We start from the raw sequence: 18,783 nt of genomic DNA on the forward strand, positions 1-18,783 counted from the left end.
CGCTATGACCGCTACGCCAACCACTTTTGCGCCTTCCTCACCCTCGCCGCCACGCTTACCTGCTACAAGAAACTCACCAAATGAGACACGCTCTAAGAGCGACCATGGGTCACGTTGGTGGTTTTGACTGGGCCCTGAGTGAGAGGTAGAGCGACCTCTGTCAGGAAGCTCGGATTTCGTGGCTCACGGCTTCGAGGTAGTCGTTGATGGCTCGGTGGTTTTTCGTGAGGCATTCGATCTTCTCCGCCATGCGGTCGCGTTCGTGTTCGAGTGTCGCGATCATGTCCGGGGTGACGTATGGCAGGTGTATCGCCCGCGAACTGTCCAGGCAGGGAAGGATCTGCTTGATGATCCGCGTTGGCAGGCCGACATCGAGCAGGCCGCGAACTTGCCACACCCGGTCGACAACGTAGTCCTCGTAGTTCCGGTACCCGTTGGGGAGCCGTTCGGAGTGGATCAGCCCCTGTTCCTCGTAGTAGCGGAGCATCCGCACCGGCGTGTTCGTGCGCTGGGAGAGCTCACCGATCTTCATCCCCACACCCGTTTCGTGTCCGGGCCGCGACGCGGCCGGGCTTGACCCTCACATCAATGTCACACATCGATGATAGGAGTATGACACGAACGGCTACGTCACCATCCCCTTCCGCCGCTGAGGCACGGTTCCCGCTCGCAGGTCTGCTGGCTCTGGCTGCCACGGGGTTCATCACGCTCCTGACGGAGACGATGCCCGCCGGGATGCTGTCGCAGATGAGCCGCGACCTGGGAGTGAGCGAGGCCGCTGCGGGGCAGAGCGTGACGGTCTTCGCGATCGGGGCGATTCTCGCGGCGGTTCCTCTCACGAGAGCGACGATCGGCTGGCGACGCAAGCGCCTGCTGCTGTTCGCGATTTCCGGGTTCGCGGTCGCCAACACGATCACCGCCTTCTCCGACAGCCTCGCACTCACCCTGACCGCCCGGTTCCTCGGCGGCATCGTCGGCGGCTTGCTCTGGGCGCTCCTCGCCGGTTACGCCCGACGGATGGTTCCCGCGCACCAGCGCGGCAAAGCCATGGCCATCGCGATGGCGGGCGCAACCGTCGCACTGTCCGTCGGGGTCCCCGCGGCTGCGTTCCTCGCCAAGGTCGTCGAATGGCGATTCGCTTTCGGGATCATCACACTGGTGACTCTCGCACTGATCGTATGGGTGATTGCGACCGTTCCGAACTTCCCCGGCCAATCCAAGGGCGCACGACTGCCGCTGGTCCACACGTTCCGCACGCCCGGAGTCGCCCCGATCCTCGTCGTGACGTTGACGTTCGTGTTAGCTCACAACACCCTCTTCACCTATGTCGCCCCGCTCCTGGCCCCGCTCGGCATGGCGGGTCAGGTCGATTCGGTGCTGCTTACCTTCGGCCTGGTGTCGCTCGTGAGTATCTGGCTCACCGGCGTGCTCATCGACCGGCACCTGCGCATGCTCATGATCTCGGCCTGCGCGCTCCTGGCCACAGCGGCTCTCGTCCTGAGCGTCTTCTCTGGCACCCCTGCTCTCGTGTACGCCAGTGCAGCCCTGTGGGGGCTCGCGTTCGGCGGCGCCTCAACCCTGCTGCAAACCGCGATCGCTGACGCCGCCGGCCCAGCGGGCGACGTCGCACAAGCACTCCTCACCACATGCTGGAACACCGGGATCGCCGCAAGCGGGGTCATCGGCGGTATCACCCTCCACGTACTGGGATCCCCCTCCCTGAGCTGGATCACGCTCGCGCTCCTGCTCCCGACGCTCGCTCTCGTCATCGGCGCACGTCGACACGGATTCACCAGCCGCACGTTCGAACGCGAGACCTCCTCCAGAACGGACGCGTGACACCAGGCACCCTGTCCACCAGACGGCCCCGCCCCGCGACGTCAGCGGCTGGTCGCGGCGCTGAGGGCGGCGCCTTCGTGGTGCGGCCAGCGCGGTGCGGAGCCTTCCGGTTTGTCGCCGAGCACGGTGACCCGCTGTCCGACCCGGCGGCCCGTGTAGTCGTTCACCGCGTAGTGCTGGGTCGCGCGGTTGTCCCACACCGCGACCGCGCCCGGCACCCACCGGTACCGGCACACCCGCTGCGGGCTCTCGGACAGGGCGAACAGGTGGTTCAGCAGCGCGTCGCTCTCCCCCGGCGCGAGTTGCGGAATGCGCCGCGTGAACATCCGGTTCACGTACAGCGAGCGGCGGCCGGTTTCCGGGTGGGTGCGCACCACGGGGTGTTCGGCCTCGCTGCGGAAGGAACCGTTCGGGTGCTCGAAGACGTGGATCGCGGAAAGGCTGTCGAGCAGTTCCCGGAGTGGCGCGGAAACGGCTTCGTATGCGGCGTACTGGTTGCTCCACATCGTGTCGCCGCCCGCGGGAGGGCATTGCACTATCTGCAGCACGGACGCGATCGGCGGCGTCTGGCTGAAGGTGACGTCGGTGTGCCACACGTCCGCCTTCGCACCCTGGTCGGAGTCGAGCACCACCAGTTCCTCGTGCTCCGGCAGCTTGGGCAGGAAGGGATGCACCTCCAGCTCGCCGAACCGGCGACCGAACGCCTTGTGCGCCTCGGGGGCGAGACCGGCGGCGTCCGGGAAGAACAGCACCAGGTGCTCCAGCAGCAGCTCCCGCACGGCGGCGAAACCGGCGTCGGACAATTCACCGAGCGAAACTCCGCGCACTTCGGCACCGAGCGCTCCGGAGACCGGGACAACCTCGAAATCGGTCATTTCTTCTCACCTTTCAGGCATGCTGGACCACAGTTTTGGCGAAAGAACGAATTGTTTGCCGAATTCGCCGCGCGATGTCATTCTCGAATCCGGAAGCTCCCGAGCGCCGCGTCCGGCGGCGCCCTGCCCACTGGAGGACCTGGATGGACCCCGCCACCGAACTGGCCAGGCTCGTCGACCTGGCCACCCCGTTCGCCGTGCGCACCGCGATCACCCTTCGCCTGCCGCAGCTGGTCGACGGCGGCACCAGCGGGCTCGACGAGCTCGCCGAGGCGTCCGGGGCGGATCCGGACTCGCTGGCGAGGCTCATGCGCCACCTGGTGACCGTCGGCCTGTTCGCCGAGACGGCTCCGCACACCTACGCACTGACCGAGGTGTCCCGGCAGGTGCTCGGCGAGGACCACCGCTGGCAGCGCGGCTGGCTCGATCTCGACGGGCCCGGCGCGAAGATGGACCTGGCCTACTCCGGCATGGCGCATTCGGTGCGCACCGGCGAATCCGCATACGGCCTCGTCCACGGGATGCCGTTCTGGCAGGACTACCAGCGCGACGAGCGGCTCCGGCTGTTCTTCGGCGGGATCATGGCCGCACACGCGTGGCAGACCGGTCCCGCGGTGGCGACGGGGTACGACTGGGCGGCCGCGAGCCGGGTCCTCGACGTCGGCGGCGGGATCGGCGCGCTGCTCTCCGAAGTGCTGGCGCAGCACCCGCACCTGCGCGGCGCCGTGCTCGACCTGCCGCCGGTCGAGCCGGAGGCCAAGCAGGCACTGGCCGACGCCGGGCTGTCCGAACGGGCCGAGTTCGTCGGCGGCAGCTTCTTCGACCCGCTGCCGGCCGGCTACGACGTACTGGTGGTTTCGCGGGTGCTGACCGACTGGGGTGACGAAGACGCCGTGCGCATCCTCCGCCGGTGCCGCGAGGCCGCGGGCACCGTGTTGATCGTCGAGGTGCTCGCGGGCGAGGAGCACGCGAAGAACAACGCCTCGTTCGACCTGCAGTCGCTCACCCTGCTCGGCGGGCGCGAACGGTCCATTGAGGACTTCCGGGGGCTCGCCGCGGCGGCGGGGCTCGCCGTGCGCACCGAGCGGACCTGGCAGGGCGGGCTGGTGCTGATCGACTGCGGCGCGGGCTGAGCCGGGCGGCACCGTCACGCCCACGCGGGGAGTCGCCGGGCCCTCGGGTCCGGCAACACCCCGATCTGGTGCAGCCGGTCCAGCGGCGTCAGCGGATGCGCGCCCAGCCCGGACATGTTGTGCATGACGGTATACCGCAACCGGTCGTTGGCGCCGGTGTGCCGGAGTGCGCGGCGCCCGATCGTGCGCCCCGCCCAGGACAGGTCCGTGATCATGCGCGCGGCGTTGTGGCTGGTGCGGCCGATCTGCGCCAGATCGGCGCGACGGAGCCGGTCGTACTCCGCCAGGTCGCCGTCCACCTCGGCGAGGCAGTGGGCGTCGGCGATCGCGCTGTTCATGCCCTGCGCGGCCATCGGGTGCACCGCGTGGCCGGACTCGCCGACCAGCGCCAGCCCCGGCAGGCTCAGTTTCGGTGCCAGGAACCGGGAAACCGGCAGTACCTGGCGCCGGTGCAGGTTCGCCTCGATCGATTCGGCGAGCGGAGCCAGCGCCGGGGTGTCCGCCACCAGCCGGGCACCCCAGTCCGCGGTGGCGCCGCCGCGCAGTTCCTCGGGCCGGATCTGCGCGTACAGGCGGACGCGCCCGCCGGGCAGCGGGTAGCGCAGCCGCAAACCGCGTTCGGTGACGTAGGCGGAGAAGTCCGGTTCGACCGCGGGGGCCTCGAAGAGTTCCAGTGCGACCAGCCGGTGCGGGTACTCCACCCGCTCGACCGGGATCCCGGCTTCCTTGCGCAGCCGTGACGAGATGCCGTCCGCGGCGACGACGAGCGCGGCTTCGATCGTCGATCCGTCCGCCAGCCGGACTCCGCGCACCCGGTCACCGTCGCGAACCAGCCCGTCGACCCGCACTCCCCTTCGGACGTCCACAGTGGAGGGAAGCGAAGCGGTGAAGGCGGCGAGGATCGCCGGGTAGTCGTGTGCGAGCAGCCACGAGTCCGGCACCGGGAGCGTGCCGTAGTCCAGTGCCATCTGCGGCGCGCCGGAAGCGGTTCGCGCCACCAGTTCGCCGAGCCGCAGTGCGCCTGCCGCCTCCAGCCGCTCCGCCACTCCCCAGTCCCGCAGGATCCGCAGCGCGCCCGGCTGGAACACCTCTCCTTTCGCGACCGGTTTCGGCGCGTCCAGCTTGTCCAGCAGCACCACGTTCCGGCCGAGACCGCCCAGTGCGCAGGCCGCCGCGAGCCCGCCGACCCCGGCGCCGCACACCACCACGTCCGTCCTCATCGGATCGCCGCCCGGTAGCGCGCCAGCGCCCGCAACGCCAATCCGTTCGCCAACGCGGGATTGGCGTACCGCGAGACGTGCCGGACGTATTCGTTGACCCGTGCCGAGGGCCACCCGCCGCCGGGATCGCGCCGGGCGAGCAGCCATTCGACACCGGGCCGCACCGAATCGGCCCCGGCCCCGGCCGCGAGCAGCGCGCTGACCGCCCACGCCGTTTCTTCGACCGTGCTTTCGTCCGCCGGGTCACCGGTGCCGGACGAACCGTCCTCCCGTCGCGTGCTTTCCAGCCACTCGCGTGCGCGCCGGGCCGCGGGCAGGTCTGCCTGCCCTGCCTTGGCGAAGGTCTGCACCGCGGCCGCGGTGCCCGCGGTGTGCATCCGGTACCAGACCGACTCGAAGCTGCCGTCGGGCCGCTGCGCGGAAGCGAGCCATCGAAGGCCGCGCCGCACGCGCCGGTCGTCGGCGGGTACGCCGGAATCCAGTAGCCCGTCGAGGGCCTGCGCGGTCATGTGCGGGCAGGGGCCGCTGTTGGCGACCTTCGTGTTCCGCACGCACAGCCCCCACGAACCGCGCGTGTCCTGCTGCAGCGTCAGCCAGGTGACCCCGCGGCGCACGCTTTCCGCCTGGTCCTGGCCCGGCAGATGGCACAGCGCGGAGACGATCTCACCGGTCTCCAGCGTGGCGGGCCAGCCGCCGCTGGTCCCCGACCAGCCCCAGAACCCCGGCGGGCAGCCGAACGCGGTGAACGGGCGGTCCTGTTGCAGGCGCAGGAACAGGTCCTTGGTCCGGCCGAGCCGCGGATCCCCGGCGTAACCGGATTCGAGCAGGCCGCCCGCGGCGTACATCGACCACGTCAGGTCCAGCGGGCCGCTGTTCCACGACCCGTCCTCGTTGGCGTTCTCGCGGAACCACCCGACCGCGCCGGCGACCATGTCGGGCGCCACCCCGGCGCGGGCCAGCCCGGCGCAGATCAGTCCGGTCACCCAGGCGTCCTCGCACCAGCCACCCGTGCCGCCCTCGTGCTCGTAGACCTCCCTGATGACCGCGATCGCGTTCGGCTCGGCCAGCCGGGACAACGCGCGATGCACCCTGCCGATGGGTTTGTGCCGGGTCTGGGCGAGCCCGAGCGCGGACACCATCGGCGCGCGCAGGTCGAACAACCGCCGATACAGCCCGGGCAGGAGCGCCAGTTCCAACGGGAAGCGCCGCATCTCACGGGGGTCGAGCCAGCCCGCGAAACCGTAGAACTGGCGGCACCACGCGACGACCTCGGCATGCGGGATCGCCTCCAGGCCACCGTAGCCGTCGAGCCAGCTCTGTCCTTTTCGGACCTCTTCCGCGGAATCGCCGATCAGGTGCAGGGTCGCCGTCGCGACCGCGGTGGGACCAGCCTCGGAATCCTCGCCGGGCACCATGGCCCAACCGCCGTCACCGGCCTGGGTCCGCACGAGCCACGCCACGCCGCGGCGGATGAGATCGGCCGCGCCCACCGGGTCCGCGAAATGCAGGGCGGCCACCGCGCCGACGGTGCCGAGGGTCGAGGTCAGCGCGTCACGGCCGTAGTCGAACACGCCGTCCGGGCGTTGCACGGAGAACAACGCCTCGGCCCCGGCGTCGATCGCGTCGGAGAGGGTGGCGTCTTCACCGGTGCGCAGGGTGGTCATGCGATGGTGTCCTTTCGTCGCGACAGGGACGGGGCGGGCGGGATTTCGTGGCCGGTGCGCATGACCGCCTGTGCGGCCAGGGAAAACACGAGCATCGGGGCGAGCACGGCGAGCGCGGGAGCCACGCCGGTGGTGCCCGCGACCACGGCGGCGGCGAGCACGAGCCGCTCCCCGACCAGGACCTCGTGCGAGCGCAGCGCCGTGGTGCGGCCGATCGTCGCCCCCCGGCGCAGCAACGGCACAAAGGCGGCGGTGCCGGCCAGCGCGGCGAGCGCGGTCAACGCCAGGTGCGCGAGCGGGTTGGCGGCGAGGGGGCCCGCGGCCGCGATCAGCAGCACGCCACCGGTGTAGAGACCGGCGGCCAGCCGTCCCGCGTGCCGGACGCCACGCCGCACGGGCACCGAGCGGTACCCGCCCGTCCGGTCGCCGTCGACGTCGCGCACGGTCCCGACCAGGTTGGACGCGGTGTCGTGGACGAGGAAACCGAGCGCCACGGGCAGCACCGCCCATGGCGGCGCCGGTACCACCAGCATCGCGCCGATCACCACGGCGAGCGCGCTGAGCGCCCCGCGGACCAGGTTGCCCGCCACACCGCGCTTCTTGAAGATCTTGCTGTACCCGACGATCCCGAGCAGCGCGATCGCGACGACCGGCAGCACGCGCCAGTTCAGCAGCGCCGCGAGCGCGGCAGAGGCGACCGCGCACACCAGCCCGCCCGCCAACGCGGCCTCGGCGGACAGGCGCCCGGACGGGATCGGGCGGTGCGGCTTGCCGATGGCGTCGAGCCCCCGGTCGAAGTAGTCGCCGAGGTAGTGCCCGGACAGCCACCCGAGCGCGGGCACGAGCGCGGAGAGCGGTGCGGCCGCGTCACCGGCCGCCGCCGCACCGGCGAGCCCGAGCAGGGCCGGGTGGCACAGCGTGTACGGCCGCCAGGTCTGCACGTGCGCCACCAGCGCGCGGCGCCATCGCCCGGCCACGGCTAGCGGTCCCGCCGGACGGCCACCTCGGCGATCACCCCGAGCAGGGCGGCCGCCTCGGTCCGGGGCAGCGCGCCGAGTTCGGCGACGGCCAGCTCGGCTTCCTCCACGGCACGCGCGCGGGCCAGTTCCACCGCACCGGTCGCGGTGACCGCCTCCCGCAACGCGGCGAAGGTCTCCCCTGGCGGCGCGGCGCCCCGCAGCACCCGGTCGACGCGAGCGCCTTCGCGGTGCGCCAGCAGCACCGGGAAGGTCAACCGCAGGTTCGCCGCGTCACTGCTGCCCGGTTTGCCGGTGACCGCGGAGTCGGCGAGGAAGGGCAGCAGGTCGTCGTGCATCTGGAAGGCCAGCCCGGCGTGCTCGGCGAACCCGGTGATCGCGGAGACCTCGGCCGGGCCGCCGCCACCGAGCAGCGCGCCCGCCCGGCACGCGCCCCGGAACAGCGCGCCGGTCTTCAGCGCGGCCATCTCCAGATAGGCGTCCAGGCAGTGATCGGCTCCGGCGGCCAGCGCTTCGGTGTCCAGCATGGCTTCCTGCACCTGCCCGCGGCACAGGTCCTCCCCCGCGCGGGCCAGCACCCGCACCGCTTCGAGCACGGCGGACTCCGGCACGCCGAGTGACGCGCATTCGGCCACCGCCGAGAACACGGTGAACATCAGCGCGTCGCCGGTGACGATGGCGTCCGGAGTGCCGAAGGCCGCGTGCACCGCGGGGCGGCCGCGGCGCAGGTCGTCCCCGTCGATGATGTCGTCATGGATCAGCGACGCCACGTGCAGGTACTCCACCGCCAGCGCGGCCGGCAGCACTCGCTCCCGCGAGCCGCCGACCGCCTCGGTCGCCGTGACCAGCAGCAGCGGCCGCAGCAGCTTCCCCGGTGAAAGCAGGGCGTAGCGCGCGATCTCGTCGACGCGGTGCCCGTTTCCGCGCCACCGCTCGGACATCGCGCGGCGGAGATCGTCCACCGCGGGCGCGCCGATCACGTCCTGGATGGCGGTCATGCGGCGAACTCCTTCGCCAGGGCGAGTACCAGGTCATTCGCCTCCGGGGTGCCGGTGCTCACCCGGACGCCCGCTCCCGCGATTTCGCGCACGGCCACCCCGTTCGCCGCCAGATGGTCCACAAAGGACTGGTTTCTCCCGCCGAGCCGCAGCCACAGGAAGTTTCCGCCGCTCGGCGGCACGTCCCAGCCGAGTTCGACCAGCCCGGCCCGCACCCGGTCGCGTTCGGCGGCCACCGCAGCGCACTGCGCGCGCATCCGGTCGGGCGCGCGCAGCGCCGCGAGCGCGGCAGCCTGCGCCACGGTCGGCACCCGGAAGAAGGGCGTCGTCGGCCGCAGGGCCGCCGCCACCCGTTCGTTCGCGACCAGATAGCCGACACGCAGGCCGAGCAGGCCGTGGGACTTCGAAAAGGTCCGGACCACGGCGACCCTCGGATCGCCGAGCAGCGCGATGCCGTCGGCGACGGCACCCGGCTCGGCGAACTCGCGGTACGCCTCGTCGATCAGCACCAGCACGTCCGGCGGCAGCGCGTCGAGCATCCGCGCCAGTCTCGGGCCGTCGAGCACCTCGCCGGTGGGGTTGTTCGGGTTGCACAGCAGCACCACCCGCGTCTCGCCGGTCACCGCGGCGGCCAGCGCGTCCAGGTCCTGGAGGTGGCCCTTCGGCGGAACCGCGACCGGCGCCGCCCCGGCGTTCCGGATCAGCACCGGGTACAGCTCGAACGACGGCCACGCGTGCACCACCGCGGTGCCCGGCCCGGAATGCGCGCTGAGGAACTGCTGCAGCAGCGCGCCCGATCCGGCACCCGCGACCACCATGGCCGGATCGACGCCGAGATCGCGCGCGATCTCGGCGCTCAACTCCGCCGCGAGCGCGTCCAAGGTCAGGTGCACCCGGTCCGCCGCGCTTTCGATCGCCTCGCGGACGCCGGGCAGCGCCGGCGAATGATTCTCGTTCAGGGACAGCTGATGAATGATCGGAATCATTTGCACCCGACCCTCTCGGGGTTGTCGGCCGAACAGCGTCCGTCAGGCTCCGCCGCGTCACCGTTCGCTGTCAAGGGGACGATCATCGTTGTCCTGATTTGTCATCACCCCGGGGAGGACTAATGTTTTTCCTACACCTCGCCACCGAAACGAGAGGATCAGGAACCGTCGGATGGACAGCGCCGCGACCGTTGTCTACGATGCGGCCGCCCGCAGTCGATCACCACCTTTCCGTTACCTGTCAAGCCATTCATACGGAGTAGTCAGCGAGCGGGTCCGGTAGTGTGCTCGAACCGTGGCCGCGCAGATCAGATACGTCCAGCTGTCCGACGAATTCGGGTGCTACGTCCCGGCGAACGATTCGGATGACGGCAGCGAGATCCGTTTTCTGCACCAGGAGATATTCCTGGACAACTGCTATCTCGGCGCCGGGGTGACGTTGCCTTCGCGCCCGGTGGTGGTGGACGCGGGCGCGAATGTCGGGCTGTTCAGCCTGGCGGCAAAGGCCGCCCGGCCACTTGCGACGGTGTACGCGCTGGAGCCGATGCCTGCCACTTTCACCGCGCTGCTGGCCAATTTGGCGCACTACGGCCACGCCGACGTGACCGCGCTGGAACTGGCGCTCGGTGCGATGAAGGAAGACGTTGCGACGTTCACCTACTACCCCGGGCTGCCCGGCAACTCGACGCGGCACCCGGAGTCGAAGGCGCGCACCCGCGAACGCTACCCGGCCGCCGCACGCCTGCTGGCAGGCGGCAGACCGGTGCGAGTGCGGGTCGAGCCGCTGTCCGACGTGCTCGACGCCGTCGGCTGCCCGCGGCGGATCGACCTGGTCAAGGTGGACGTCGAGGGCGCGGAACTGGACGTGCTCGCCGGGATACGCGACCGCGACTGGCCACGGATCCGGCAGCTCGCGGTGGAGACCGATCAGCTCGACGCGGTGCGCGAACTGCTCGAGCGCAAGGGGTTCGGCACGACCGTCCGCGTTCCCGACGGGCCGCTGCGGGAAATCGGCACCGGCCTGGTCACCGCGCGGCGGGCCTGACATGCGCGTCGTTCTCACCTGCATGCCGTTCTACTCCCATCTCGTCCCGGTGGTGGTGCCTGTCGCGAAGGCGCTGGCGCGGGCCGGGCACCAGGTGGCCGTGGCGACCGCGAACGCGATGGCGGACGAGCTGGCCCGGGCCGGGGTCGCGCACCTGCCGCTGCCGAACGTGCGGACCTTGGCCGAATTGATGGCCGAGCCCGCGGTGGCCGCCAGCCCCGGCATGCCGGACGATCCCGAAGGCCGCTCGCGCGCGGCCAGGGCAAGGACCGACGCCGGCCCGCTGACCTCGGCGTTCGCCGGGTCGCTCGCCGGGGTGTTCGCCCGTGACCTGATCGAGCGGTGCGCCACCTGGCGTCCCGACCTGATCGTCCGGGAGTGCAACGAATTCGGCGGGTACCTCGCCGCCGAACGGCTCGGCATCCGCCATGCGGTGCTCGACATCGCACCCGGATCGGCGCTCAACCTCACCGCGGTGCTGGACGCGCTCAACGGCGAGCGCGAACACCTCGGCCTGGCACCGGTGCGCGATCCCTGGCACCCGCATCGCTGCCTGGTCGCCGGTTTCGTGCCGCCACGCTGGTACACCGCCGAGTTGCCTCCCGTGCGGTGCTACCGGCTGGATCCGCCGGAGAGCGCACCCGTGTGCGCACCGGCACCCGGCCGCCCGCTCGTCGTCGCCGGGCTCGGCAGCGTCGCGGCCACCGTGCTGCCGGAGAGCACGCACCTGCTCGAGCTGATGGTCACCGCGCTGGGCAGGGTGCCCTGCTCGGCGGTGGTCGGGCTCGGCAGCGATCCCGCCGCGTGGACGGGTCCGCGACCACCGAACGTCCGGCTGATGGCCTTCACCCCGCAGCGCGTGCTGCTCGAATCCGCCGCGCTGCTCCTGTCGCACGGCGGGTTCGGCGGCGTGGCCGAGGCCATCCGGACCGCGACGCCGATGGTCGTGCTGCCGCTGTTCTCCGACCAGCCCTACAACGCGGCGACCGTCGCCGAGCTGGGACTCGGTCGCCGTCTCGACCTCGACGGCCTGTCCGCGGAGACCCTCGCCGAGGTCTGCGCCGAAGTAGTCGCGGACGACGGGTACCAGCGTCGAGCGGACGGAATGGCACGCCAAGCGCAGGCCTGCCCCGATCTCGACGCGCTGGCAGCGGACCTGGCCCGGTGACCGGGCTGGTGGCCCCGGCCGGGTCGCTCGTTCCCGGTTCTCGCCTTCACCATTCCCCACCCCGCGAAGCGCGAGCAAAGATGTCGACGTCCGATATCGAACCCCCCGAATCACGGCGACCAGGCGCATGGCGTCCGCCTTCCCTCATCCGGTTGGGTTCAAGTGGCTGGAATGAACGAACACCCGGCCTTCCCGGCACCCATAGCCAACCAGGTTCCTGCCGCCGAAGCCTTTTCCTGCTTCGGCCCTTTCAACGCATTCGAATCGGTTGACCTGGCGCTGGCGCGCCAGCCGGTCATTCGGCATGCTCCTTGGTGGACTCGGCGGGAAGTTCGACGCCCAGCGGAGCATCCACTGGAGCGGAACTCGGACTCCCACCATCCAACGTCACCAATGGACGGTCAACGCGATTGCCCGAAGGACGCCCATCTCCTGTCCTAACGCGCACCTGTGCGACCGCACCGAGTCGCGGCGGATTTCCGAATGCGCCATTCGGCGGATTGTCACCGGCGCCATTGCGGCACCAAAAGACAATGGTGGGGCAGGCACCAGCCGGCGTCCGGGGGTAACCGGGATTTTCCGCGCCCCTCCACCCGAGCCAGGCTTAGTAGCAGGACGCTGACCGCTACCGGAGCACCGGAACCTCGCCCCGGCAGCGACCTCCCGCACCCAACGACGAAAAGGACGTCCATGTCCGGAGCTGTGGTTTCCCCCGTCCGCATCGGGAGACTTTCGATCGGCGCCCTCGGCATCTTGGCGCTCGCACTCGGCACCCTGCAATCGGTGGTGGAGCCCGCGATCCCACTGCTGCAACGTGAACTGGGGATCAGCCCTGCCGAAGGGGCCCTGGTCGCCAACACCCTGCTGATCACCGGCGCGGTCCTCGCGCCCGTCGCGGGCAAACTCGGTGACCGCTACGGCGGGAAGGCGGTACTGGTCCGGCTGATGACGCTGGTCTCGGCCGGTGGCCTGGTGGCAAGCGTGGCGCCCAACCTGCCGGTGCTGCTGCTCGGTCAGGTGCTGCAGGGTGTCATGGTCGGCGCGCTGCCCCTCTCCTTCATCCTGGTGCGCAAACACCTCCCGGCCGGTGAGTCGCAGGTGGCGATCGGGCTGGTCGTCGCGCTGTTCACCGGCGGCGGCATCGTCGGAACGGCAGTTGCCGGGCCGATCGCGGAAAGCCTGTCGTGGCACGGGATGTTCGCGCTGCCGACGATCGCGATCATCGCGGCGACGCTGGCCGTGACCCGCCTGATGCCGCACGATCCGCCGCTCCGGTCGGACAGCAGGATCGACTGGCCCGGCGTGCTTCTGCTGAGCGGCACGTTGCTCGCGTTCATGCTCGGGCTCGTGACGGTGACGAGCGCCGCCCTGCCCCCGCTCGCGATCGGTGCCATCGCGGTGGTCGTGGTCGCCCTCGCGACCGGATGGGTCGTCGTCGAGCGCCGGGCGGCCTCGCCGATGGTCGATCTGCGCATGCTGGCCAAGCCCGCGATGTGGAGCTCGTGCGTGCTCACCTTCGTCATCGCCACCGGTTTCGGGATGGTGCTCTTCCTGCTGCCGCAGCTTTTCACGGTCTCGGCCGACGGGTACGGCTTCGGGCTCGGCACCACCGACATCGGACTGCTCCTGGTACCCGGCGCCATCGCCGGGGCGGTCAGCGATTCGGTCGGCGGGGTCGCGGCGCGGCGTTTCGGCCCGCGTGCCGTGATCGTCACGGGCGCCGTCGTCACGGCGGCCACGATGATCGCACTCGCGTCGCTGCATACCGCGGCATGGCAGCTCGTCGTCGCGAAGGTGCTGACCGCGTTCGCCGCCGGCATCGGTACCACGGCATTGCTGGCCGGCACGGCCACCGCCGTCGAGACCGAGGACATCGGCATCGCCACCGGCCTGCTCGTGGTGACGCGGGTGATCGGCGTCGCGCTGGGCGTCCAGGTCGGCGGTGCGATCGCCGCCGCTGGGGCCGATCCGGTGTCGAACCTGCCGAGCGAATCCGCCTTCGTCACGGGTTTCGCCATCGCCGGTCTCGTCGCCGCGTTGTCCCTTCTCGTCGTCCGCATCACGAAGAAAGAGGTCCAGGCATGACATCCACCGGTCGGTCGACGGGTATGAGCACGACCGCGAAGCGCAGGGTTCTGATCTCCTGGGCCAGTATCTCCGGCCCCGCGCTGGCGTACTGGCTGCACCGGTCCGGATTCGCGGTCACCGTGGTGGAGAAGTCAAGCGCACTGCGCGATGGCGGCTACCCGATCGACATCCGCGGTACCGCGGTGGAAGTGGTTCGGCGGATGGGGATACTGCCGCAACTGCGGGACGCGCACGTCGACTCCCGTCGCTTCACCTTCCTCGACGCCGACGGGAGCGAAGTCGCCGCCGTCGACGCGCACGCGGCTGATGGCCGTGCCGAGGGGCACGATCTCGAGGTGCGCCGCGGCGATCTGGCCACGATCCTCTACGCGATCGTCCGCGACGACGTCGAGTTCCTGTTCAACGACTCCATCGACACCCTCTGCCAGGCCGGGCACCGGGTCGACGTCACCTTCCACAGTGGACACCAGCGCGCGTTCGACCTGGTGGTCGGCGCCGACGGGATGCACTCGCGCACCAGGGAGTCCTCGTTCGGCCCCGAAGGGCAGTTCCACCGCTACCTCGGCTACTGCTTCGCCATCTTCACCATGCCCAACACCTTCGGGCTCTCCCGCGAGCTCATGATGTGGAACACCCCCGGCAAGGCCGCGGCCCTCTACGCCGTCGGGGACAACGACGAGCTGCACGCCTTCCTGAACTTCCACCGGCCGGAACCGCCGTCGGACGCACTCCGGAAGCCCGGTGCCCAGCGGGACCTGGTCGCCAGGACCTTCGCGGGCGCGGGCTGGGAGGTCCAGACCATCGTCGACGCCATGGACGACGCGGACGACCTGTTCTTCGACACGGCGGGCCAGATCCACATGCCCCACTGGTCCACCGGCCGCGTCGCGCTGGTCGGCGACGCCGCATACGCACCCTCGTTCCTGACCGGGCAAGGTTCGAGCCTCGCGCTGGCCGGTGCCTACGTGCTCGCCAACGCCCTGGCCACGAACCGAGATCACACCGCGGCCTTCGCCGCCTACGAACGCGACGCCCGCGAGTTCGTGACCGTGAACCAGGCACTGGTCGGCACCGGCGCCGCCACCCTCTTCCCCACCACGGCGCGGGCACTGGAGCAACGCAATGCCCTGCTGCGCGGCCTCGTCACCATGCCCGCCGCGACCGCACGACCGGCCCACTCCGCCCTCGCCCTGCCCGAATTCGCCCCGGTGCCGTGACCGGAACCCGGTCAACGGAGATCGCGGATCAGATCGCCGATGGCGGAGTCGTAGGTGTCCAGGGATTCAGGCACGCCCTTGTGGCACTCGCCATAGCAGCGCCACGGGAGCGGGTTCGTTCGGCGAACGGCGTGGGCGCAGCACCTGGCCCGTCGACAAAGGTTCTTCGGACCTTCTACTGTGGACCGGCCGTCCGCAGCGGGGAGTGTCGGGGTTTACTTGCCGTCCGCGATGGCGTGTAATACGGCGTGTCCTCGGGATACCGCAGGGGGACAAAAGGAGAGCGGGGCCCGGCCAGGAGGCCGGACCCCGCCAGTGGTGAAACGGTCCTGGCAGACCGTCAGCCCAAGAGGTTCAGCGCCTCGCGGGCGTAGCTGGCCAGCAGGATGAGGGCAGGTGCGGCGAGCGCGAGAACCGCACACCCCATCCTGTTCGGCCCTTCTTGTCGGCGGTGTTTCGCCATGACGTGACTCCTTTCGCGGTCGCGGACCACGCGCGTGGTCCGGCTGTTCCACGGGTTGCGGGGGCAACTACGTGGAGCCCAGGTCGGGGCCCGGGCCGTTCATGGACCGCGTGGAAGGAGCGTCAACGGTGTCTTCGGCCGCCGCGAACCGCGAGCGCGCTCGGGAGAGGGAATGGGAGGCGGTGCTGGATGGGACTCGCCTCCTCCCGCAAGATCCAGAACGCCGCTGGTCGCCGCGTTCCGTGTCCATCCGGCCCTGGTCAGGACCGGCCTTGACCGAAGTGTCGAGGAGGGCCAGCGAGTCCCCGTATGTCGCATAGCCGATCGGTCGATTTCATGAGATGAACGGTTTCCTGGCGGGTTATATCTCCCAAAGTCGCCCTTGGTTCCGGTTAGTCCCCGATACCGTTCAAGGCCGCGGTGACCTGCGAATACAGCGAGGAGAGTGTAATAGTCCCCGTCAGCCGCTCTGGTCGATCTTGCGCATGACGAACCCTACGTGGAATCCGGTTTCGGCCTGGAAGAGCTCGCCGATGACCTCGTCGGGGGTATTCGGGTGCAATCGCTTGAGGAGCACTATCGAATAGTTCATCAGCTGCCGGACATCCGCGGCACGCTGCCACCGCTGCTGCCGGTGCTCCCACACTTCTTCCTGAATTCGGGCGTAGCGCTCCTCGGTTTGTTCCAACCGGTAGTTGATCGTGCGGAAGGCCGCGATCGTGCTGTGCAGCACCGTGCGCAGTTTGGCGGGGTCCTCGTCCGCGGGTAGCACGTCGAGCTGGCCGGTGAACCGGCCCGCGTCCGGGACGTGGTCCTCGGTGACCACGAGCGGAACACCCGTCGGCCCGGCAGGGGGCGGCGTGGGCGCTTGGTACGGTTCGCCGAGCCTTCGCCATCCCCGTAGCTCGGTGGGTTCGGCCAGCGCCGGGCGAGGAACTGGCCGGGCGCACTCGGCCGGTGGCGGGCCGGCCGGGGCGGGAATCGTGGCTCGCGCGACCGGATCACCACCGGAACGACCGCCCTCGCCCGCCGGTGGGTCCGGAACGGCCACTGGGGTTTCCTCGACGCCGCGCGGGGCCGGGACGTCGGACCGAGACTGAGTCAGGGCGTGCCGGATCATATCGACGGTGACGACCCGCGAGTCCGCCCAGACCGGGACGCGGATCGGACCGGAGTAGTCGCTGTGCGGGCGAGTAGTGCCGTGTACGCGGCAGAACACGCCCGCGGCGTCGGCAAGCGTGGCCTCGGCCGTGCCCGGCGCCTGCCAGGTGCGCACCAGATCCTCGATCTTGTCCCAGGTCGGCGCGCGTTCAGCGGACTTGCCGAGGAACTTGCCACACCGCTTGCGCAGGGTGGGCAGATCCAGTCCGTGCGTCCAGTGCCCGTCCCGGCCGGAGAATCTGCCGAGCAACGCCAGATAGGCGCCGGTGAGCTTCTCCTGCTCGTCGACCAGGACCACGAGCAGGTACAGGATCAGCGCGCGGCTGGGCAGCGACAACCCGGCCTGGCTGAAGTCCTCGGTGGTGCGCAGGCCGCTCAGGGCGGTCCGGCCCTGTGCTCGTGAACCAGTGGTGATCGAGCGCCGGCCTGCCTGCCTGGCCGGCGGCCCCCAGGGATGCGGTGTGGTCATCGGTGTTGTTCGTTCCCATCGATTCCCGGGTGCTCCCGGTCCCGGTGGCCCGCCCGCAGCGCGACACCGGCAGCACCCCTGGCTGCAAAGAACGGGACCAAGCCCTTCCTCCCCAAGCCAGCCCCGAACATGTTGCCGTAACGTACCGATTGTGATTGGTAACCACTAGTCACCGCACTCCGATGTTTGCGAAACCGCACCATCCGTAGCAACAAGCACCCGTATGGAGCAATACCCATTCCCGGACGGAGCAACGGCGGAGCAGTATTCCGACAAATCTGTCGAGAATGTCTGCGCGCAGTGACACCGAGGGGTCGCTTCAGACCCGCGGTGAGACCTGCGCTTGGCGCTGTAGCCGCCGGACACGGAAGGGATCTCACCTTTCGCTGAGCACATTCCCGGGTTCGCAAAACGAGAATGTCGAAAAGGGAGAAAGGGCGGGGCGACGCAGGCGCACGTGCCGACGCACCTGACATCTCCTGCCGGAGACCGCCCGCAAGCCTTGGACGGGCATGGCGGCGCTTACCGAACACCGGTCGAGCACGGCCAGCGGTCGCGCGACGGCGCCGAACGACGTCGATGCGCGCGTCACGGGCAGCTGCACTTGCACTCGCACGCGAGTCGGCACGGCCACGGGGCATTCGAGCGACCGCACCACGACTACTTCACCGGAATGGCGGCATCAAGGTTGCGCATTTCGGTTCTGTGTCACCGCGCAAGGGCTCCAAGCGGCTCGGCATCCGCCCCAAGAGTGAGGGCGGTTCGGATTCGGCCGGGCGATACCCACCACGACTCCAGCTGCCGCTCGCCGGACACCTCCGACCGATAGCAGAATCATCCGGCCGTCGACCGCGGATCGTCTCGCCGTGGACAGCGAGCTTCGTTAGAAATGGCTTCATGGCCGGGCAGAAGCCCCCGGCCGTGCGCAAAGCGGCTCCCGGGCGTGCACCCGGGAGCCGCGGAGGTTCGTGCCCCGTGTCGATCCCCTGTCCAGAGAATCGAGGAAACGAACGTGCCGAGACTACAACCGACCACCGTCCGCCCTCGAGACGAGCCCCTGCCGGACCGGAGACCGATCATCCCGGCTCCTCGCCCACCGTCGGCTTCGTACCTGCGGTACACGCCTCGCCGAGAACCGGCCCGCCCGGCGTGCCACGACCACCGGGGCCGTCATCGCGCGCACGCCACGCCGCCCTGGCTGCAGCTCGTCGAGCGGTTGCTCTTCGGCGTGAACCACCGGCCCGTGCGTCGCGCCATCGCGCTCCTGCTGGCTGTCGGGCTCGCACTGTCCCTGATCATGCTGGCCGGCGCCGTGGGTGCCGTGCTGGTGTGCCTGTCCGCGGTCCTGATGGCGGCGTTGCGGTTGGTCGACGCGGTGTTCACCAGGGGACCTCAGTTCTGAGGGTGACCGCCAGGTGCGAAGACGGGTCGGGGGTGCCACTGGTACGACCAATGGCACACCCGACCCGGCCCGGGAGCG

At 70.2% G+C, this 18,783-nt stretch carries 16 protein-coding genes; 7 read left to right on the forward strand and 9 right to left on the reverse strand.

Features of this window, described 5'->3' with window-relative positions:
* Positions 1 to 160 precede the first annotated feature (160 nt).
* Positions 161 to 532 (reverse strand): MerR family transcriptional regulator, encoded by a 372-nt coding sequence (locus ABD256_RS40845; RefSeq protein ID WP_344431211.1) that lies wholly within the window; start codon positions 530 to 532, stop codon positions 161 to 163.
* An 80-nt stretch (positions 533 to 612) separates the two neighbouring features.
* Between ABD256_RS40845 and ABD256_RS40850 the strand changes: the two genes are divergently transcribed.
* Positions 613 to 1,839, forward strand: coding sequence for an MFS transporter (locus tag ABD256_RS40850; RefSeq protein ID WP_344431212.1), 1,227 nt, complete (start codon positions 613 to 615; stop codon positions 1,837 to 1,839).
* 41 nt (positions 1,840 to 1,880) lie between these two features.
* Here the strand turns inward: ABD256_RS40850 and ABD256_RS40855 are convergent, their stop codons facing one another.
* The gene (locus ABD256_RS40855) at positions 1,881 to 2,714 is read right to left on the reverse strand and encodes a TauD/TfdA dioxygenase family protein (RefSeq protein WP_344431214.1); all 834 of its coding nucleotides are present in this window, start codon (positions 2,712 to 2,714) and stop codon (positions 1,881 to 1,883) included.
* A 143-nt stretch (positions 2,715 to 2,857) separates the two neighbouring features.
* Between ABD256_RS40855 and ABD256_RS40860 the strand changes: the two genes are divergently transcribed.
* The gene (locus ABD256_RS40860) at positions 2,858 to 3,847 is read left to right on the forward strand and encodes a methyltransferase (protein WP_344431216.1); all 990 of its coding nucleotides are present in this window, start codon (positions 2,858 to 2,860) and stop codon (positions 3,845 to 3,847) included.
* Between the two features lie 14 nt (positions 3,848 to 3,861).
* Here ABD256_RS40860 and ABD256_RS40865 read toward each other — a convergent pair whose 3' ends face one another.
* Genes ABD256_RS40865 through ABD256_RS40885 form a run of 5 tightly spaced genes read right to left on the reverse strand, consistent with a single transcriptional unit; the run spans position 3,862 to position 9,692 of the window.
* Positions 3,862 to 5,067, reverse strand: a complete 1,206-nt coding sequence (locus ABD256_RS40865; RefSeq protein ID WP_344431218.1) for an FAD-dependent oxidoreductase — start codon at positions 5,065 to 5,067, stop codon at positions 3,862 to 3,864.
* Positions 5,064 to 6,731, reverse strand: a complete 1,668-nt coding sequence (locus ABD256_RS40870; RefSeq protein ID WP_344431220.1) for a prenyltransferase/squalene oxidase repeat-containing protein — start codon at positions 6,729 to 6,731, stop codon at positions 5,064 to 5,066. The genes ABD256_RS40865 and ABD256_RS40870 overlap by 4 nt, the downstream gene beginning before the upstream one ends.
* Positions 6,728 to 7,708: a UbiA family prenyltransferase gene (locus ABD256_RS40875; RefSeq protein ID WP_344431222.1), complete on the reverse strand. Its 981-nt coding sequence runs from the start codon at positions 7,706 to 7,708 to the stop codon at positions 6,728 to 6,730. Before ABD256_RS40875 ends, ABD256_RS40870 begins: the two co-directional genes overlap by 4 nt.
* Before the next feature lie 2 nt (positions 7,709 to 7,710).
* Positions 7,711 to 8,706 (reverse strand): polyprenyl synthetase family protein, encoded by a 996-nt coding sequence (locus ABD256_RS40880; RefSeq protein ID WP_344431224.1) that lies wholly within the window; start codon positions 8,704 to 8,706, stop codon positions 7,711 to 7,713.
* Positions 8,703 to 9,692: an aminotransferase class I/II-fold pyridoxal phosphate-dependent enzyme gene (locus tag ABD256_RS40885; protein WP_344431225.1), complete on the reverse strand. Its 990-nt coding sequence runs from the start codon at positions 9,690 to 9,692 to the stop codon at positions 8,703 to 8,705. Before ABD256_RS40885 ends, ABD256_RS40880 begins: the two co-directional genes overlap by 4 nt.
* A 295-nt stretch (positions 9,693 to 9,987) precedes the next feature.
* Between ABD256_RS40885 and ABD256_RS40890 the strand changes: the two genes are divergently transcribed.
* The 4 genes from ABD256_RS40890 (at position 9,988) to ABD256_RS40905 (ending at position 15,210) form a co-directional block, all read left to right on the forward strand.
* On the forward strand, positions 9,988 to 10,737 hold the full coding sequence (locus tag ABD256_RS40890) for an FkbM family methyltransferase (RefSeq protein WP_344431227.1): 750 nt from the start codon (positions 9,988 to 9,990) through the stop codon (positions 10,735 to 10,737).
* 1 nt (position 10,738) lies between these two features.
* Positions 10,739 to 11,905 carry a glycosyltransferase gene (locus tag ABD256_RS40895; RefSeq protein WP_344431230.1) on the forward strand — a complete coding sequence of 389 codons (1,167 nt, stop codon included), beginning with the start codon at positions 10,739 to 10,741 and terminating at the stop codon, positions 11,903 to 11,905.
* A gap of 690 nt (positions 11,906 to 12,595) precedes the next feature.
* Positions 12,596 to 13,990 carry an MFS transporter gene (locus ABD256_RS40900; RefSeq protein WP_344431232.1) on the forward strand — a complete coding sequence of 465 codons (1,395 nt, stop codon included), beginning with the start codon at positions 12,596 to 12,598 and terminating at the stop codon, positions 13,988 to 13,990.
* On the forward strand, positions 13,987 to 15,210 hold the full coding sequence (locus ABD256_RS40905) for an FAD-dependent monooxygenase (protein WP_344431234.1): 1,224 nt from the start codon (positions 13,987 to 13,989) through the stop codon (positions 15,208 to 15,210). Before ABD256_RS40900 ends, ABD256_RS40905 begins: the two co-directional genes overlap by 4 nt.
* A 340-nt stretch (positions 15,211 to 15,550) precedes the next feature.
* Here the strand turns inward: ABD256_RS40905 and ABD256_RS40910 are convergent, their stop codons facing one another.
* Both ABD256_RS40910 and ABD256_RS40915 read right to left on the reverse strand, forming a co-directional pair.
* Positions 15,551 to 15,673: a hypothetical protein gene (locus ABD256_RS40910; RefSeq protein ID WP_344431236.1), complete on the reverse strand. Its 123-nt coding sequence runs from the start codon at positions 15,671 to 15,673 to the stop codon at positions 15,551 to 15,553.
* Positions 15,674 to 16,133: 460 nt separating this feature from the next.
* Entirely contained in the window at positions 16,134 to 17,303 is a 1,170-nt protein-coding gene (locus ABD256_RS40915) for a hypothetical protein (protein ID WP_344431238.1), read from the reverse strand.
* A 1,012-nt stretch (positions 17,304 to 18,315) separates the two neighbouring features.
* Between ABD256_RS40915 and ABD256_RS40920 the strand changes: the two genes are divergently transcribed.
* Positions 18,316 to 18,705, forward strand: a complete 390-nt coding sequence (locus ABD256_RS40920) for a hypothetical protein (RefSeq protein WP_344431240.1) — start codon at positions 18,316 to 18,318, stop codon at positions 18,703 to 18,705.
* Positions 18,706 to 18,783 lie beyond the last annotated feature (78 nt).

Origin of the sequence: Amycolatopsis minnesotensis, from assembly GCF_039529815.1 — a bacterium.
Lineage (GTDB): Bacteria > Actinomycetota > Actinomycetes > Mycobacteriales > Pseudonocardiaceae > Amycolatopsis > Amycolatopsis minnesotensis.

What these genes read in the sequence shown, in the direction of transcription:
- ABD256_RS40850 (WP_344431212.1), top strand. Translation starts at nt 613, where the DNA reads ATGACACGAACGGCTACGTCACCATCCCCTTCCGCCGCTGAGGCACGG.
- ABD256_RS40865 (WP_344431218.1), bottom strand. Translation starts at nt 5,067, where the DNA reads ATGAGGACGGACGTGGTGGTGTGCGGCGCCGGGGTCGGCGGGCTCGCG.
- ABD256_RS40870 (WP_344431220.1), bottom strand. Translation starts at nt 6,731, where the DNA reads ATGACCACCCTGCGCACCGGTGAAGACGCCACCCTCTCCGACGCGATC.
- ABD256_RS40860 (WP_344431216.1), top strand. Translation starts at nt 2,858, where the DNA reads ATGGACCCCGCCACCGAACTGGCCAGGCTCGTCGACCTGGCCACCCCG.
- ABD256_RS40855 (WP_344431214.1), bottom strand. Translation starts at nt 2,714, where the DNA reads ATGACCGATTTCGAGGTTGTCCCGGTCTCCGGAGCGCTCGGTGCCGAA.
- ABD256_RS40905 (WP_344431234.1), top strand. Translation starts at nt 13,987, where the DNA reads ATGACATCCACCGGTCGGTCGACGGGTATGAGCACGACCGCGAAGCGC.
- ABD256_RS40910 (WP_344431236.1), bottom strand. Translation starts at nt 15,673, where the DNA reads ATGGCGAAACACCGCCGACAAGAAGGGCCGAACAGGATGGGGTGTGCG.
- ABD256_RS40845 (WP_344431211.1), bottom strand. Translation starts at nt 532, where the DNA reads ATGAAGATCGGTGAGCTCTCCCAGCGCACGAACACGCCGGTGCGGATG.
- ABD256_RS40885 (WP_344431225.1), bottom strand. Translation starts at nt 9,692, where the DNA reads ATGATTCCGATCATTCATCAGCTGTCCCTGAACGAGAATCATTCGCCG.
- ABD256_RS40900 (WP_344431232.1), top strand. Translation starts at nt 12,596, where the DNA reads ATGTCCGGAGCTGTGGTTTCCCCCGTCCGCATCGGGAGACTTTCGATC.
- ABD256_RS40895 (WP_344431230.1), top strand. Translation starts at nt 10,739, where the DNA reads ATGCGCGTCGTTCTCACCTGCATGCCGTTCTACTCCCATCTCGTCCCG.
- ABD256_RS40880 (WP_344431224.1), bottom strand. Translation starts at nt 8,706, where the DNA reads ATGACCGCCATCCAGGACGTGATCGGCGCGCCCGCGGTGGACGATCTC.
- ABD256_RS40915 (WP_344431238.1), bottom strand. Translation starts at nt 17,303, where the DNA reads ATGACCACACCGCATCCCTGGGGGCCGCCGGCCAGGCAGGCAGGCCGG.